Source organism: Kribbella sp. CA-293567, assembly GCF_027627575.1.
Classification (GTDB): Bacteria; Actinomycetota; Actinomycetes; order Propionibacteriales; family Kribbellaceae; genus Kribbella.
In genome coordinates this window covers 4,039,813-4,056,073 of the sequence record NZ_CP114065.1, presented here as the reverse complement: position 1 = coordinate 4,056,073, position 16,261 = coordinate 4,039,813, and the positions used below count along the sequence as shown (strand labels likewise).

The 16,261-nt window shown below is 69.4% G+C and carries 16 protein-coding genes; 9 read left to right on the top strand and 7 right to left on the bottom strand.

Annotated features, from left to right (window positions below; all coding sequences use genetic code 11):
* Positions 1 to 28: 28 nt before the first annotated feature.
* Together OX958_RS18630 and OX958_RS18625 are read left to right on the top strand one after the other, a co-directional pair.
* The gene (locus OX958_RS18630; RefSeq protein WP_270130040.1) at positions 29 to 442 is read left to right on the top strand and encodes a CoA-binding protein; all 414 of its coding nucleotides are present in this window, start codon (positions 29 to 31) and stop codon (positions 440 to 442) included.
* 26 nt (positions 443 to 468) lie between these two features.
* Entirely contained in the window at positions 469 to 891 is a 423-nt protein-coding gene (locus tag OX958_RS18625) for a TIGR03667 family PPOX class F420-dependent oxidoreductase (protein ID WP_270130039.1), read from the top strand.
* A gap of 57 nt (positions 892 to 948) precedes the next feature.
* Here OX958_RS18625 and OX958_RS18620 read toward each other — a convergent pair whose 3' ends face one another.
* From OX958_RS18620 to OX958_RS18605, 4 genes are all read right to left on the bottom strand, one after another.
* A complete protein-coding gene (locus OX958_RS18620; protein ID WP_270130037.1) occupies positions 949 to 1,197 on the bottom strand; it encodes a DUF2630 family protein in 249 nt (82 codons plus the stop codon).
* A complete protein-coding gene (locus OX958_RS18615) occupies positions 1,194 to 1,961 on the bottom strand; it encodes an ABC transporter permease (protein WP_270130036.1) in 768 nt (255 codons plus the stop codon). The genes OX958_RS18620 and OX958_RS18615 overlap by 4 nt, the downstream gene beginning before the upstream one ends.
* Before the next feature lie 7 nt (positions 1,962 to 1,968).
* Complete coding sequence (locus tag OX958_RS18610; protein ID WP_270130035.1) at positions 1,969 to 3,678, bottom strand: AMP-binding protein; 1,710 nt, start codon at positions 3,676 to 3,678, stop codon at positions 1,969 to 1,971.
* A 120-nt stretch (positions 3,679 to 3,798) separates the two neighbouring features.
* Entirely contained in the window at positions 3,799 to 4,947 is a 1,149-nt protein-coding gene (locus OX958_RS18605; RefSeq protein WP_270130034.1) for an SLC13 family permease, read from the bottom strand.
* Between the two features lie 45 nt (positions 4,948 to 4,992).
* Here OX958_RS18605 and OX958_RS18600 point away from each other — a divergent pair, with 45 nt between their 5' ends.
* Both OX958_RS18600 and OX958_RS18595 read left to right on the top strand, forming a co-directional pair.
* Entirely contained in the window at positions 4,993 to 7,713 is a 2,721-nt protein-coding gene (locus OX958_RS18600) for a bifunctional acetate--CoA ligase family protein/GNAT family N-acetyltransferase (RefSeq protein WP_270130033.1), read from the top strand.
* A 382-nt stretch (positions 7,714 to 8,095) separates the two neighbouring features.
* Positions 8,096 to 8,287: a hypothetical protein gene (locus OX958_RS18595; RefSeq protein ID WP_270130031.1), complete on the top strand. Its 192-nt coding sequence runs from the start codon at positions 8,096 to 8,098 to the stop codon at positions 8,285 to 8,287.
* 497 nt (positions 8,288 to 8,784) lie between these two features.
* On the opposite strand, the gene OX958_RS18590 is transcribed toward OX958_RS18595, so the two are convergent.
* Positions 8,785 to 9,663 (bottom strand): helix-turn-helix domain-containing protein, encoded by an 879-nt coding sequence (locus OX958_RS18590; protein WP_270130030.1) that lies wholly within the window; start codon positions 9,661 to 9,663, stop codon positions 8,785 to 8,787.
* A 136-nt stretch (positions 9,664 to 9,799) separates the two neighbouring features.
* Between OX958_RS18590 and OX958_RS18585 the strand changes: the two genes are divergently transcribed.
* Together OX958_RS18585 and OX958_RS18580 are read left to right on the top strand one after the other, a co-directional pair.
* Positions 9,800 to 10,486, top strand: a complete 687-nt coding sequence (locus OX958_RS18585) for an SDR family NAD(P)-dependent oxidoreductase (protein WP_270130029.1) — start codon at positions 9,800 to 9,802, stop codon at positions 10,484 to 10,486.
* A gap of 89 nt (positions 10,487 to 10,575) precedes the next feature.
* Positions 10,576 to 11,532 carry a phosphotransferase enzyme family protein gene (locus tag OX958_RS18580; protein WP_270130028.1) on the top strand — a complete coding sequence of 319 codons (957 nt, stop codon included), beginning with the start codon at positions 10,576 to 10,578 and terminating at the stop codon, positions 11,530 to 11,532.
* An 86-nt stretch (positions 11,533 to 11,618) separates the two neighbouring features.
* Here the strand turns inward: OX958_RS18580 and OX958_RS18575 are convergent, their stop codons facing one another.
* Positions 11,619 to 12,131, bottom strand: coding sequence for a DUF2087 domain-containing protein (locus OX958_RS18575; protein ID WP_270130027.1), 513 nt, complete (start codon positions 12,129 to 12,131; stop codon positions 11,619 to 11,621).
* Between the two features lie 57 nt (positions 12,132 to 12,188).
* On the opposite strand from OX958_RS18575, the gene OX958_RS18570 reads away from it, so the two are divergent.
* Positions 12,189 to 13,247: a P1 family peptidase gene (locus OX958_RS18570; RefSeq protein WP_270130026.1), complete on the top strand. Its 1,059-nt coding sequence runs from the start codon at positions 12,189 to 12,191 to the stop codon at positions 13,245 to 13,247.
* 104 nt (positions 13,248 to 13,351) lie between these two features.
* On the opposite strand, the gene OX958_RS18565 is transcribed toward OX958_RS18570, so the two are convergent.
* Positions 13,352 to 13,648, bottom strand: coding sequence for a hypothetical protein (locus OX958_RS18565; protein WP_270130025.1), 297 nt, complete (start codon positions 13,646 to 13,648; stop codon positions 13,352 to 13,354).
* On the opposite strand from OX958_RS18565, the gene OX958_RS18560 reads away from it, so the two are divergent.
* Positions 13,649 to 14,308, top strand: coding sequence for an ABC transporter ATP-binding protein (locus tag OX958_RS18560; RefSeq protein WP_270130024.1), 660 nt, complete (start codon positions 13,649 to 13,651; stop codon positions 14,306 to 14,308).
* Positions 14,305 to 16,212 (top strand): FtsX-like permease family protein, encoded by a 1,908-nt coding sequence (locus OX958_RS18555; RefSeq protein ID WP_270130023.1) that lies wholly within the window; start codon positions 14,305 to 14,307, stop codon positions 16,210 to 16,212. Before OX958_RS18560 ends, OX958_RS18555 begins: the two co-directional genes overlap by 4 nt.
* The last annotated feature ends 49 nt before the right edge of the window (positions 16,213 to 16,261 follow it).

Below are 16,261 nucleotides of genomic sequence, written 5' to 3'. Positions count from 1 at the left end.
CGCTTGTGTCGCGAGGGAGGATTTCGGGGTGACTTGGGCTGACGAGGGTGACATCCGCAAGGTGCTGGCCGACTGCGAGACCTGGGCGGTGGTCGGCCTGTCGGGCAACACCCGGCGGGCGGCGTACGGGGTGGCGAGGTTCTTGCAGTCGCACGGCAAACGGATCGTGCCGGTGCACCCGGCCGCGGAGACCGTGCACGGCGAGCAGGGCTACGCCTCGCTGGCCGACATCCCGTTCCCGGTGGACTGCGTCGACGTCTTCGTCCGCTCCGAGCTGGCCGGCGAGATTGCCGACCAGGCGGTGGGAATCAATGCGCGCGCGGTCTGGTTCCAGCTGGATGTGGTGGATCCGGACGCCTTCACCCGGACGACGGCCGCGGGACTCACGATGGTGATGGACCGCTGCCCGGCGATCGAGTGGGGACGCCTGGGTCCGTCCTGACCTGTTCCGGCGAACTGAGGGGCCCTATGTTCACGATCGACACCTCGACCGACTTCGGTGCACGGATCGAGCGGCAGCTGCGCGACGAACAGGTGGTCTGGCTGACCACCGTCGGCAGATCCGGTACGCCGCAGCCCAATCCCGTCTGGTTCGGCTGGAACGGTGACGAGCTCCTCGTCTTCAGCCAGGCCGGCAAGGCCAAGGTGCACAACGTCGCGAACCAGCCGCGCGTGTCGCTGAACTTCAACGCGACCTTCACCGGCGGCGACATCGGCGTGATCACCGGCGACGCCACCCTGGACGGCCCGCCGGCCACCGCCGAAGAGCTGGCCGCCTACGACGCGAAGTACGCCGAAGGCCTGGCGAGTCTCGACATGAGCGCGGAGACCTTCCACCGCGACTACCCGACCCTGATCCGGATCAAGCCGGACAACCTCCGCGGCTTCTAGGCAGCGGTCGTCGCGGGTGGGTCCGCTGGACCCACCCGCGTCCCGGCATGCGTCAACTCAGTTGAGGTAGCCCTCGACCACGTCGGCGGAGCGGGGCTGGGCGGCGTCCGGGTCCTCGCCGAACTCGCGCTTGGCGCGGCGCTGGCGCAGCAGGTCCCAGCACTGGTCCAGCTCGACCTCGAGGGCGCGCAGGCGGGTGCGCTCGTCCTCGTCGGAGACGGTGCCGGCGGCGTGCTTCGTGCGGAGGTCGTGCTCCTCGGCAACGAGCTCGTCGATGCGGTGGAAGAGGCTCTTGTCGTCGGTCATACCGAAACGGTACGCCCGTCGGGAAGCGTTGACCTGGCCAGGAGCTCGGTCGTGGCCAGGATCGCCAGCGACTCGGCGGCGACCAGGCCGATCAGCACGACGAGCTGCAACGCGGCGGCCGCGGTCGGTGAAGCACCGCCAAGAACCATTCCGACGAACGCCCCGGGCAGTGTCACGAGGCCGACCGTGCGGGTCTGGTCGAGGGCCGGCAGCAGTGCGTCGCCGGCGGTCGGGCCGGCCACCAGCTTGAACGCGTCCGGTGGCAGCAGCCCGATCGAGAGCCCCGCCTCGTACTCGCCGAAGCTCGACCCGTACTCCGAGAGCAGCCGCCGCCCGGCCAGCGTGGTGGCGTTCATGGCGCCGCCGATGATGATGCCGCCCATCGGCAACAGCGTCTCGGGGTTGCGGGGCACCACGCCGGGCAGCAGCAGGAGCAGCAGGACGAGACCGGCGCCGGCCCCGATCGCCAGTGCGCAGATCGCGAGCTGGCGCGGCACCACCGCGACGGATCGGATCCGCCGGGTGCTGGTGATGGTCGCGACCGTCAGCATCACCGCGATGAACGCGAGCGCGCCGAGGGTCGACTGGAGTGCGAAGCCGACTACGGCTCCGACGGCAGCCAGCTGCAGCACCGCGCGCACGGCAGCCGTGACGATGCCTTTGTCGTGCCGCAGTGACGCCAGCCGCGACCCCACCACCGCGATCACGACCAGCAGCGGCAGCACCACGATCGCGGCGAGACCGAGTCCCGTGTCGGTGGTCATGACGGGATCAGCCTGTCACGAAGTCCGCTTCGTCGTAGGCATGCTCTGATCGCTCGCCACCGTCCACCTTGGCGGCCTCGTCGGTGCGCAGCTCGACCCGGCGGATCTTGCCCGAGATGGTCTTCGGCAGCTCCGCGAACTCGATCCGCCGGATCCGCTTGTACGGCGCCAGGTGGTCGCGGCAGAACTGCAGGATCTCCGCGGCCAGTTCCCGCGTCGGCTCCTGGCCGGCCACCAGTACGACGTACGCCTTGGGCACCGCGAGCCGGACCGGGTCGGGCGACGGCACCACCGCAGCCTCGGCAACGGCCGGGTGCTCGATCAGCACCGACTCCAGCTCGAACGGCGAGATCCGGTAGTCACTGGCCTTGAACACGTCGTCGGAGCGGCCGACGTAGGTGATGTAGCCGTCCTCGTCACGGCTCGCGACGTCGCCGGTGTGGTAGAAACCGCCGCGCATCGCCTCGTCGGTCATCTCCTGGGCGTCGCGGTAGCCGCGCATCAGCGGCACCGGCGGCGGAGCGAGCTCGATGCAGATCTCGCCGTCGTCGCCGATCTCGCCGGTGGCCGGGTCGACCAAGGCGATCGAGTACCCCGGGAGCGGACGGCCCATCGAGCCGAGCTTGACCTCCTGGCCGGGCGGGTTGCCGATCTGCGCGGTCGTCTCGGTCTGGCCGTAGCCGTCCCGGATGGTGACGCCCCAGGCGCTGCGGACCTGCTCGATCACCTCCGGGTTGAGCGGCTCGCCGGCCGAGATGCACTCCCGGACGGGCACCTCGACCGCCGCCAGGTCGGCCTGGATCAGCATCCGCCAGACCGTCGGCGGCGCGCAGAAGGTGGTCACGCCGTAGGTCTGCAGGACCTGCAGCAGCTTTTCGGCGTCGAAACGGGCGTAGTTGTGCAGGAAGACGGTCGCGCCCGCGTTCCACGGCGCGAAGACGTTGCTCCAGGAGTGCTTCGCCCAGCCGGGCGAGGAGACGTTGAGGTGCACGTCGCCGGGCTGCAGGCCGATCCAGTACATGGTGGAGAGGTGGCCGACGGGATAGCTCACGTGGGTGTGCTCGACCAGCTTCGGCTGGCTCGTCGTACCGGAGGTGAAGTAGAGCAGCAGCGAGTCGTCGGCCTGGGTGTCGGCTTGCGGGACCGGTCCGTCGAAGCCGCGCGAATCGTCGTAGTCGAGCCAGTTGTCCACAGCCCCACCGACGCTGACCCGGATGCAGTCGTCGACGATACCCTCGTACCTGGACGTGTCCGCACTGCTGGTCACCACAGCCCGTACCGCGCCCCGCGTGATGCGATCGGCCAGGTCGGCGTCGGTCAGCAGCGTCGTGGCCGGAATCATCACCAGACCGGCGCGGATGCAGGCCAGCATCACCTCCCACAGCGGCACGGTGTTGCCGAGCACGATCAGCACTCGATCGCCCTGCTGCAGTCCAGCCTCGGCGAGCCACCCGGCCACCTGTCGCGAACGCTCAGCCATCTCGGCGTAGGTCAGCGAGTTGACCTCGCCATCGTCCTCCACGATGGTCAGCGCGGCCACCTCGGCCTGCTCGACCGCCAGCGCGTCGAACCAGTCCCTGGCCCAGTTGAACCGCTCGAAGGTGGGCCACTTGAAGTCCCGGCAAGCGGTCTCGTAGTCCTCCCGATGGGCGACCAGGAAGTCCCGCGCGTCGCGAAAGGCCCGGGTGGTGTCCGAGGTGCTCTGTTCCACGCTCATCCCCGCACTATTGCCGAGCGCATCGACATCGGCAAACGCCGGGTTTGCGTCGTGGCACGCACAGTGACTAAAGTCGAACGCATGTTCGATCCTTGGTCTACCCCATGGGCGCGCTGGCCGTCAGCCGACGGCGAGGGCCAGGACGGATCCGGCCAGGACGAGGGGAGTGAGGATGAGACCGCGCCAGAGGAAGGACCACCACGAGATGTGCACACCGGCGGCGCGGCAGCGGTCGCGCCACAGCAAGGTCGCCAGCGACCCCCAGAGGGTGAGCAGGCAGCCGGCGTTGACCCCGATCAGGAGCAGCATCATCCGGGTGCCGTCCGCCGCGGCCACCGGCTCCATCGCCAGGTACGCCGGGAGGTTGTCGACCGCGTTGGCGCCGAGGGCTGCCGTGCCGGTCAGCCGCAATTGCGCCGCCAGGCCGTCTGGGGAAGTGCCGGCGATAGTGCTGAGCAGGTCTTCCAGACCGTGGGCGGTGAGAGCGCCGACCACGAGGAAGAGTCCGACCACCGTGACGACCAGCCGCCACGGCACGAGCGACCAGGTCAGCGCGCCGCGTCGGCGTACGGCGAAGAGGACGAGGAGCGCGATCGCTCCGGCGCTGGCCGGCCAGGCCACGTCGATACCGGTCACAAAGGCCGGCCCGAGCGCGAGACAGACGGCCGCGGAGCCCCAGAACAGCACCTTGTCGTCCAGTCCGGGCGTCGGGGGTACGACGTAGGTCCGACGCAGGTCGCGGTGGAAGAGCGCCGCAAGGACCGCGACGGTGATCAGGATCGCCGCGATCGCGGGTCGCCAGCTGAGGCCCAGGTAGTCGGTCAGCCCGAGACCGAGCTGGTCGAACTGGTGCAGCGCGAGCAGATTGGTGAGATTGGACACCGGCAGCAGCATCGACGCCGTGCCGGCCAGCCAGACCGTGGTGAAGGCGAACAGCTTCGGCGGGACCTCGAGCTGGCGCGCCATCGCGAGCACCACCGGGGTGAGCAGCACGGCGCAGGTGTCGAGGGAGAGCACGATGGTCAGGGCGGTCGCGAGCACTACGACGAGCAGCCAGAGTCGCCACATCCGGCCCCGAGCCAGATGAGCTGCTTCACGGGCGGCGACGTCGAAGACCTTCGCTGCGTCGGCGAGCCCGGCGATCACCGTGACGGCGACCAGGAAAACCAGCACCGGAGCGATTCGCTCGATCACCGCGAGCGCGTCCGAGGGTCCGAGCAGACCGGTGGCGAGCGCAACGATCCCGCCGAGCGCACTCAACCACCACATGGAATCGCCGCCCTCCGAAGCCCGGTGTGTGAGTACGCTGGCCGCGTGACAGTGCCGGAACAGCCTCAGCGACCGGCTCAGTATGCCGTGGAGCACCCGGCCGGCTATCCAGCGGAGTACGAAGCGGATGTGGTCCTGCGCGACGGGGCGACAGCGCACTTGCGGCCGATCACCCCGGGTGACGCCGAGCTGCTGGTCTCCTTCTACGCGCGGGTCTCCGAGCAGTCGAAGTACTACCGCTTCTTCGCGCCCTATCCGCAACTGTCGGATCGCGACGTGGCGCGGTTCACCCAGGTCGACTACGTGGACCGGCTGGCGTTGATCGTGACCGTCGGCGACGCGATGATCGGCGTCGGGCGGTACGAGCGGACCGGGCGGCGGACCGCCGAGGTCGCGTTCCTGATCGAGGACGCGCACCAGGGCCGGGGCCTGGGGCAATTGTTTCTCGAGCACCTGGCCCAGTCGGCGCGCGAGCACGGCATCACCCGGTTCATCGCCGAGGTGCTGCCCGACAACCGCAAGATGATCACGGTCTTCACCGAGGCCGGGTACAAGGTCGCGCGCGAGTTCGAGGACGGCGTGATCATGGTCGAGTTCGACATCGCGCCGACCGACACCTCGTTCGGGGTGATGCAGGCCCGCGAGCAGCGCTCGGAGGCGCTCTCGATCGCGCGGCTGCTGAGCCCGGCCGGCGTCGCGGTGATCGGTGCGTCGCGGCGGGCGGGCACGATCGGCAACGCCCTGCTGCGCAATCTGCGGGACGGCGGGTTCCCCGGCCGGTTGTACGCGGTGAACGCCGACACGCAGGCCGACGAGATCGACGGCGTACCGGCGTACCCGACGATCCGGGACGTGGACGGTCCGGTCGACCTGGCCGTGGTCGCGGTCCGGGCCGAGATGGTCGCCGACGTGATCCTGGACTGTGCGGCCAAGGGCGTGCGGGGGCTGGTGGTGGTGTCCAGCGGTTTCGCCGAGATCGGGGACGAAGGCCGCAAGCGTCAGCGCTACCTGGTCGGCCTGGCCCGGTCGTACGGGATGCGCGTGATCGGCCCGAACGCGCTGGGTGTGATCAACACGGCCGCCGGGGTCAGCCTCAACGCGACCCTCTCGCCGCTGATGCCGAGTCGTGGGCGGGTCGCGTTCTTCTGCCAGTCCGGCGCCCTCGGCGTGTCGATCCTGGCCGACATGGTCGGCCGCGGTCTTGGTCTCTCGAGCTTCGTCTCGGCCGGCAACCGAGCCGATGTCTCCGGCAACGACCTGATGCAGTACTGGTACTCCGACGAGGCGACCGAGGTGGTCCTGCTCTACCTCGAGTCGCTGGGCAACCCCCGCAAGTTCAGCCGGGTCGCTCGTCGGCTGGCCGGGCGCAAGCCAGTGATCGCGCTGAAGTCCGGCCGCGCCACGCAGGGTGTTCCGCTCGGCCACACGGTCCGCCGCAGCACGTTGCCATCGGCAACGGTCGACTCGTTGTTCCGGCAGAGTGGCCTGATCGGCGTCGACACGCCGGGTGAGCTGTTCGACGTCGCCCAGTTGATGGCGCACCAGCCGCTGCCCAAGGGCCGCCGGGTCGCGATCGTGAGCAACTCCGACGCCCTCACCCTGCTCGCGCTGGACTCGATGGCCGGCTGTGGGCTCGACGTCGCGGGCGACCCGCGCACGCTGAACGCCGAGGCAACGGCCGCCGACTTCGGTGGCGCGCTGGAAGAAGTCTTCGCCGACGAGCGGGTCGACTCCATCGTGGTGATCTTCACCCCACCCGTCCAGTCGAACGGCGCCGAAGTCGCGGAGGTCCTCGCCGCCGCGGCCGCCGGATCGGACAAGCCGGTCGTCTCCACCTTCCTCGCATCCCGCAGCGTCCCCGCGCAACTTCGCGTCTCCGACGAGCAAGGCGGCGCCGCCCGCGGCTCGATCCCGTCCTTCTCCTCCCCGCAGTACGCCGTGGGAGCGCTGGCCAAAGCCACGCAGTACGCGGAATGGCGGCGGCGCGCGGACAGCACCATTCCTGAACTACCGGACGTCGACACCGCCGGCGCGGAAGACTTCGTCGCCGAGTTCCTGCAGCGCCACCCCGCGGGCGCCGACCTGGACGACGCCGACCGGCAGCGGCTGCTGAGCTTCTACGACATCAGCGTGCTGCCCGCCTTCCCGGTCCTGTCGGCAGACGAAGCGGTCGCCCGAGCGGAGGACCTCGGCTTCGAGGTGATCCTCAAGGCGACCGCCGAGCAATGGCGGATGCGCCCCGACCTGGCCGACATCTGGCGTCACATCCACGACGAAGACGACATGCGCGAGGCCTGGGCCGAGATGACCCGAACCTTCGGCGTCGCCGCCGACCCCGGACGAGCGCAGTTCGTGGTCCAGAAGATGGCGCCTCCCGGCGTACCGGTGGTGATCTCGGCACTGGAAGACGTCGCCTTCGGCCCGGTCGTCTCCTTCGGCCTCTCCGGCGTAGCCACCGACCTCCTCGGCGACCGCGCCTACCGCATGCCACCCCTCACCACCGTCGACGCCGCCGAAATGGTCCGCGAAGTCCGCGCGGCCCCCCTCCTTTTCGGCTACCGAGGCTCCGACCCGGCCGACATCCCCGCCATCGAAAACCTCCTCCACCGAGTCTCCCGCCTGACCCTGGAACTCGAAGAGGTAGTCCGCTGCGACCTCCGCTCAGTACTGGTAGCAGCCCAAGGCGCCACCATCCTCGACACCACCATCCGCATCGCCCCCAACGAAAAACCCCGCCAGGACACCCCAGCCCGCCGACTCACCTGACAACTCCCTCCGCACCCCGACTCGTGACGCACGCTCCGCTTCGCTCCGCCGCCTGCCTCGCACGCGAACGCTGACGCTGCAGGTGAAGCCTCGGTGGTCATCCCGTGCGGGGAAGGTTCGCGGCGCATGCTCCGCTTCGCTACGCCTGCTGCGTTGCTGCGTTGCCGCGGTGATGCGCGAGTCCCGCTGAGGCGAGGCGGGCGCAGGCGCGTCGCGACGGCTGCTCCGCGCCCGCTTAAGAGGCGAATACGGGGTCGAGGTGGCAGCTCGGCCGACGTCCCGCGCTAACGGGCTTGCGATGTTGGCGTGGTCGTTGCTTCAACAACTCGGGCTACAGGACTCCAGCCATCGCGCCCGGGGTCCTGGGTTCCCCCTGACGGTGATGTCCGGCTTCCGCTTCGTCCGGTACGCCGCGAAGGCCGCCAAGCCGGTGCTGATCATCAACCCGGGCCACACCCGAGGCGACCCGTACGCCGATGTCCGGGTGAACCTTCCACCGGGCGAGGCGCTGACCAGCCTGACGGACGTCCTCCGTTGCTCATCAAGGAAGTTCGTACACAACGACAGGCAGTAGTGCCCGATTTGCCGACCAGCCACCGAGTCGGGAGCCTGCCGTGATGGCGTCGAGGCGACTACTGCCTGTCATCGTGTCCGCCAGGGCGCGATCGCAAGCGCCGGGCGCTCCGACGCGGTCACACGAACCTCACAGGACCAAAGCACCGGGGGCAGAATCCTTCCGCGCACCCATCGGGACTGCTCGGCCGGTGTAACGCCGGTCGGCGCGCCGGTCGGCGACGAGCCCACCACGTCGAAGGCTGTCGCGTCTTCCTGCCACCAGCCTGATACATCCCCGGGCTCGACACCTCCGTAGGCGCGGCACATCCGCAGGCCCGATACATCCGCAGGCCCGACACATCTTTGGTCTGACACATCCCGAGGCCTCGACACATCCCGCCGCAGCGCGATCGGCAGCCGGCCCGTGCAACACCAGCAGCAGGCCGAGCAGGATCTTGCGCCGCCGCGACCACGTCTTCCAGCGAGGCTTCTTCACGCGGCACGACAACTAGTCCCTCAACGCCGGGCGGCGCTGTCCAGCTCCCGGGGAGCCGTGCCGAGGTTCCCGGACGAACTAGGCAGCTCCGCCGACGCCAGCAGAGCGAGCTTGTCGGCATCGCTCGACCCCGCGTCCGCGTGATAAACGACGAGTTTCAAATCCTCCGCACCGTCGATGCTCAGGCGTTCGCGGTTGAGGGTCAGCTCACCGACCTGTGGGTGGTTGATCCGGATCGGTGTTCCGCGCTGTCCGCGTACTTCGTGGCGGGCCCAGAGTTCGCGAAACAGAGGGCTGGCGAGTGAGAGTTCGTCGGTGAGTTCGAGGAAGCGGGGGTCGTCGACATCGTTGCCCACGGCTTGTCGCAGGTTTGCGATCAGGCACTCCGAGACGTTCTTCCATTCCGGCAGCAATGCCTGTTCCGCCGGGTCGAGGAACAGGTCCCTCAGTTGGTTGCCGCCGACGGTGAGGCCGGGAGAGAGGGCTCTGGCGAGACTGTTCGAGGCCAGGATGTCGAAGTACCGGCCCTCGATGAAGGCAGGCTGGACCAGGCCGTCCAGGAGCTTGAGCGCGCCGGGCGGAGGTGTGCCCTGCGCAGATCGGCCTCTGCGCGGCCGGGGCGCCTCCGAGACCAGAGACCGCAGGTGAGCGACATGATCGTCGTCGAGCCGGAGCACGCGAGCGATCGACTCGAGCACCTGCAGGGACGGATTGCGATCGCGCCCCCGCTCCAAACGCAGGTAGTAGTCGGCGCTGATGCCGGCGAGCATGGCGACCTCTTCGCGCCGCAGCCCAGGCACCCGCCGTACGCCGATGTCGGGAATGCCGGCTTGCGCAGGGGTCACCAGTTCGCGTCGGGCCCGCAGGTACGCACCGAGGGCGTTCGTCGTCTCCCTCATGCGATCGACCCGAAGCTCGGCAGAGGGGGGCCTGCCACACCCCAGGCTGAACAGGGCTCTGGTTCCGGCGGGTAGCTGCTCATACCGTTGCCAACGGCCCGCTCGGGCCAGATATTTCGACGGGAGAGACGGGCACATGACAGTCACACTGATCACCGGGGCCAACAAGGGCATCGGGTTCGAGACGGCCAAGCAGTTGCTGGAGCTGGGGCACCTGGTCTACATCGGAGCGCGCGACGTCGAGCGCGGCGAGAAGGCCGCGGCGGAGCTCGGCGCGCGGTTCGTGCAGCTCGACGTGACCGACGACGCCTCGGTGAGCAACGCGCTGGCGACGATCGACGCGGCCGAGGGCCGGCTCGACGTCCTGGTGCACAACGCCGGCATCCTCGGGGACGGCGACATCGACGGCCCCAAGGCGCTGCAGGTCTTCGACACCAACGCGGTCGGCATCGTCCGGGTCACCGAAGCGGCCCTCCCGCTGCTGCGCAAGTCCGCCAACCCCAACGTCGTGACCATCTCGAGCAGCGCCGGCTCGTTCTGGGCGGTAACGAACCCCGACCGGCCGGAGTACCCGATGCCGATCGGGCTCTACTCGGCCTCCAAGGCGGCAGCCACCATGCTGACGATCCAGTACGCGAAGTTCCAGCCGGGCATCAAGTTCAACGCGATCGAGCCGGGCACCACGGCCACCGACATGACCGCCGCCTTCGGTATCGGCCGCTCAGTGGAAGAGAGCGCGGCCTTCGTGGTCCGGCTGGCAACTCTCGCCGAGGACGGTCCGACCGGAACTTTCCAGGACGAGAACGGGACACTGGCCTGGTAGCGAGGATCGACCGATGCCAGATCGTCGGACCATCGGAGCACCTCACATCGGCAACAGGCCAGCCCCCGGCATCTCGGTAGCCTGCCTGGATGACGGCTGTAGAGGTGGTGGGCGTCGCGCGGTGGCTGGCTGAGGTGTTCGGGGTGGGGGAGCCCGTGCGGCTGGCGCGGGTGGGGCGGGGTGCGATGGGGGCCGTGTGGGAGTTGAGGGCTACCGCGGGAGTGTTCGCTGCCAAGCAGTTGTTCTGGTTCGACGGCGGGATGGCGGCGGTCGAGGCGGAGGTGGCGTTTCGGGCGGCGTGTGCGGAGGCCGGGGTGCCAAGTCCTGCGCCGTTGGCCGCGGTCGACGGCGCGTACGTCGTACGTCGCGGTGGTCAGTGGTGGCGGCTCTACGAGTGGGCTGATGGTGAGGTGCCCGACCGGTCGGATGCCGAGGCGGCTGGTTGGCTTGCGCAGCAGATGGGCGCCATCCATGGTCTCGATTGGCCTGGTGGGAAGACCGAGGTGGTCAGCTGGTACCACCGGGTGGAAGTCGATTGGCCCTCGCTCGTCGCCCTCGCGGACAGCGCGCGGGTCGAGTGGGCCGACGCGTTGGCGCGGTCGCAGCCGCGGGTCGCGGAGCTGACTGCGCTCGTCAATGCCGCGCCGATCGGTGAGCCGGTGTGGTGTCACCGAGACCTGCAGAACTCGAACGTACTGCGCTCCGCCGGCCGCAGTTGGCTGGTGGACTGGGACAACGTCGGGTCGCTGGCGCCGTGGCGCGAACTGGGTGCGCTGCTGACCCACCACCTCGATCGGCCGGACGAGCTGCATCGGATCGTCGGCGCCTACCGGACGGCCGGTGGGCCGGCCGAGATCGACAGCCCGACCGGATTCGCGACCGGGCTGGCGATCTCGCTCAACTTCCTGCACGAGCAGGCTTCCGTCGCTCTTGATGCTGGGGCTGCCGGTCAGCATCGGCAGTTCGCCGAGAAGCAGGTGCGGGCGCTGCTCGATTCACTGCCGAGCCTCGCGACCCTCGAGCAGGCTTCCCGAGCAGCGCGCTGACAGACGGCCCACTGACGAACCTCACGTTGGCGTCAGGCAGAGCGTCAGCGATAAGAAACCCGTCAACGGCGGGACCGACGGGGCGCTCACGCAGTACGGCGGTAGATGGCGTCGGTGCGGGTGAGGAGCCGGCTGTCGACCAGGAGGCGGCGGAGGGCGGCGTGGTCAGGGTGCCAGGAGTTCAGGATCGTGTTGACCTCCGGCTCCGGGTAGTCGCGGCCGGGCTCGAAGACCTTGACCAGGTGCTCGAGGACGATCTGCAGCTTCGCGGGGAAGGTCGGGAAGTGCGTCAGCCGTCCATCGCGGATGAAAGCACGGAGTACGGCGTCGCGGGCTGGGTCCGAGTCCAAGGGTTCGGGGTCGCGACGGTTGCTGCGGGCCGCCTCCTTGAAGACGTGCTCGACCGCCTGCAACCCGTCGGCCGAGGCGGTCAGGAGCCCGGTCTTGAGCAGCCGCTGAGCTGCCTTGCCGACAACCGCGGGGGAGAGGCCGGTCGCCGCGGCGATCTGGTCCGGGGTGCGCGCGCCGAGGACGACGGCGGAGTACGTGCGCAGCCTCGACGGTTCGGCCAGAGATCCACAGAGCAGGTCGGCGTTCATGCCTTCCAACGTAATGTCGGCGGCAACCGATTTTCCCCACAGTGCTAGACAGTCCCCATGACCGCCGAGCAACCGCGACCTGGTCCCCACAACGCGATCACCGACGTTCCCGGCGTACTGGTCGGGCAGGTCGAGCGCACCGACCCGCCGTACCTCACCGGTACGACGGTCGTCCACGTCCCCGAGACAGCGGTCGCGGGAGTGGACGTCCGTGGCGGCGCTCCCGGCACCCGCGAGACCGATCTGCTCGATCCGGTGAACTCCAATCCGGGCGTGAATGCGATCGTCCTGAGCGGCGGGAGCGCGTTCGGGCTGGACGCGGCGTCGGGCGTCATGCGGTCGCTCGAAGCGCGAGGGGTGGGGATTCGGGTCGGCGCGGGTGAGTACGACGTCGTACCGATCGTGCCGACTGCGGTGATCTTCGACCTCGGCCGCGGTGGCGGGTTTCAGGCTCGTCCGGACGCGGACTGGGGGTGGCAGGCACTCGACGCCGCCACGGGCGGAGCCGTTGCTGAAGGCAACCATGGTGCGGGTGCGGGGGCCAGGGCAGGTGGGCTCAAGGGTGGGGTCGGGACGGCCAGCGTGGTACTGGCGGACGGTACGACGGTCGGCGCGCTGGTGATCGTCAATGCGGCCGGCTCCGCTGTTGACGCGCAAGGGCGGTTGTATGGCGAGCGCTACGGGCTGGGGGAGGAGTTCGCTGGTCTTCGTACGCCGACTGAGCCGCCGCCGGACCTGCCTGGTCGCATTCCGGGTATGAACACCGTCATCGCGGTGGTCGCCACGGATGCCTCGCTGGACAAGGCCGCCGTCAAACGGATGGCGATGGTCGCGCACGACGGACTGGCTCGCGCGCTCGATCCCATTCACACGCTGCTCGACGGTGACTCGATCTTCGCCTTGTCCACCGGCAAGTCCGAGCGGCTGAGCGTCACTGATCCGGCAGCGCTTCTGCAACTGGAGTCGATCTTCGGAGCTGGTGCGCGGACGCTGTCGCGTGCGGTCGTCCGCGCGATGCTTGCCGCCGAGACGGTCGAGACTCCGGCGGGCAAGATCATCAGTTACCGAGACGCTTACCCGTCAGCGTTCCTGGGGGATGGGAGCACGAACGAGTAGCAGTACGTACGACTCCGGTCGTACGCGTGGCGGCTCATAGGCGCCGAAAGACGCACGGAAGACTGGTCCCGGGGCCGACGAAGTGGTGGTGCTTTCCCGGAAAGCTACCGGGTATGAGCTACCCAGGTCCCCACCCCACGAACCCGCATCAGTCCAACCCCGGCTGGTCCGCCGTGCCGCAGCAGACGGCGGAGGAACACGACCAGTTCACTGCCGTGCAGCAGGTCGGTGGTCAGTCGCAGCATCATCCGACCCAGCAGTTCGCGGGTGGGCAAGGCGTTGGTGGTCAGCAGCAGCAGTTGGCGGCGCAGCAGTTCGCGGGTGGGCAGCAGGCTGGTGGTCAGTCGCAGCAGCGGCCGGCGCAGCAGGTTGCGTACGGGCAGCACGGTGCTCCGGGGCAAGTGGTGCTCGCCGGGCATGGGCTGGTGAAGTTCTACGGCGACGTGGTCGGCCTGGCCGGTGTTGACGTGGAGGTGCGGACCGGGGAGGCGCTCGCTGTCATGGGGCCGTCCGGGAACGGCAAGACCACGTTGCTGCATGTGCTGGCTGGCATCCTCACTCCAGACCAGGGGCAGATCTGGCTGGGTGGTGACCGCGTCGACCAGCTGAACGACGCCGCCCGGACCGTACTGCGCCGCCGCCGGCTCGGGTTCGTCTTCCAGGACAACCAACTGCTCGCCGAGCTTCCCGCCGACGAGAACGTCGCCCTGCCGCTGATGGTCGACGGGGTCTCGCGGCGCGAAGCCATCAGCCGTGCCCGCGGAATGCTCGCGCAGGTCGGTCTGGCCAACGAGGCCGGGCGCCGCCCCGGTGAACTCTCCGGCGGGCAAGCGCAGCGCGTCGCCATCGCGCGTGCTCTGGTCGGTGAACCTCAGGCGGTCTTCGCCGACGAGCCGACCGGCGCCCTCGACGCCGCGACCGGCGCCCAGGTCATCGACCTGCTCGTCGGCGCCGCGACCCATCGCGGCGCGGCCGTGGTCGTCGTCACCCACGACGACGCCGTCGCAGCCCGGTGCCACCGCGTCGTACGGATCGTCGACGGCAAGGTGAGCGACCGATGAACCCGATGACCGACCTCGGTCTGCGGTTCGTCCGCAGGCCGGGACCGGGCGGACGAGCCGCCAACCTGGCCGCGCTCGGCGCCACCGCGATCGTCGCGCTGCTGGTCACCTTCCTGATCGCCGGCTCGCTCGGCCTCAAGCACCGGTCCGACCGGATCGGCTGGCGCGCCACCGACGACGGCACCGTGCAGACCGCCGTCGGTGTCGTCAACGAGCTCGACGACATGGCCGCCGGCATCCCCATCTCCCGGTACGACGTCGCCATCAACGACCCCGGTAAGAGCAGTGAACTCCCACCACCTCCGGGCCTGACCAGAGTGCCCAAGCCCGGCGAGGTATTCGTCTCACCCGAGGTCGCCAAGCACTGGTCGGCCGACCTCGCCAAGCGTTACGACCTCGCCAAGCCGACGGGCGTCATCAGCGACCAGGGCCTGTCGTCCACCAGCGAATGGGTGATCATTCAGGGCGTCGAGAAGAACTCGCCCGGCGTCGCGGCCGGCGACAATCCGAAGTACCTCGAAACCTGGAACGGCAAGGCACTCGACGAGCGGATGTCGACCCTGCTCGTGCTGGTCGCGTTCGGCATCACCCTGGTCCTCTTCCCGCTGCTCAGCCTGGTCGGCCAGGCAGCAGGTGTCGCCGCCAAGCGCCGTGAGCATCGCCTGGCGGCGCTCAGACTGGCCGGCTCCACCCGTGGCCAAGTGCTCTGGCTGAGCGCCGTCGAACAAGCGGTGCTCGGCCTGATCGGCGCCGTCGCCGGAGTGATCGGCTACACCTTGCTCACCCCGCTGATCGCGCGGATCCCGCTCGGTGGCGGCCGCTGGTACGTGCACGACCTGACCCCGAGCTGGTGGGTCGTCCTGATCGTGCTGCTCGCGGTCCCGGTCCTGTCGGTGCTGAGCGCGCTGATCGGCCTCGGCCGGGTCAGCATCACCCCGCTCGGCGTGGTCCGCGGCCAGACCCGCAAGGCCACCAGCGCGCTGCGCCTCGGTCTGCTGGTGATCGGCCCGATCGTGCTCGCGGTCCTCGGTACCGGCGGCGCGATCCTCCCGCTCCTGATCGGGGTCGGCCTGGCCGCGCTGGCGGTCCGGATCGTCGGCCCGTTCGCGGTCCAGGTGATCGGCAGACTGATGGCCCGTACGGCGAAGGGCCCGGTCGCGCTGCTGGCCGGCCGGCGCCTCGCCGACGACCCGAAGGCCGCCTTCCGCCCGGTCGCGGCGCTGGTGCTCAGCGGCTTCGTCACCGGCTTCCTCGCGCTCTTCATGCCCTACGGCATGAGCAACGACGCCAAGGACGCCTCTTTCGAGCTTTACACGAAACAAGGACAGTCAGCCACCGTCGTCCAGGATGCGAAGTCCAAGCTCACCGCGGCCGGACTCACGGGGCAGGTCACCACCTCGGGCCAGGTCGTGTACATCTCGGTCCCGGCCGACGACCGCGAAAGTGCCAGGACCGCGCTCTACGACCTGGTTCCCGGGAAGGTCCCGTTGACCGACGCCGAGCGGGAGGAGCAGGACGCCGGGATGTACAAGGACCTGCGGCTCGGCGTCGCGCTGCTGCTCGGGCTCGTCTTCGTCACCGGTGCTGCCTCGACGGCGGCCGGAGCGGTCGGGACAGCACTCGACCAGGCCGGGCCCGCGAAGGCGCTGCGCCGATCCGGAGTACCGCTGAAGGTGATCGAGAAGTCCGCCCGGCTGGCGGCCGTCGTACCGGTGGTCGGTGTCGGTCTGCCGGTGGTCGGCTTCGGCGCCCTGACCGGCTTGGCGCTGAGCGGAGGACGGGTTCTCACCGAAGGTAGTTCAGGAGTCGTGCTGCTGGTCGCGCAGGTCGTGATCGGGCTGGCACTGGTCGCCGTCGCCGGTGCCGCGGGCGCGCCGGTACTGCGCAAAGCCAGCGTCGGCTGATCCCGGCGCGCAACTGTCCACAGGGACCGATCGGGCTCCGGGCCCGGCG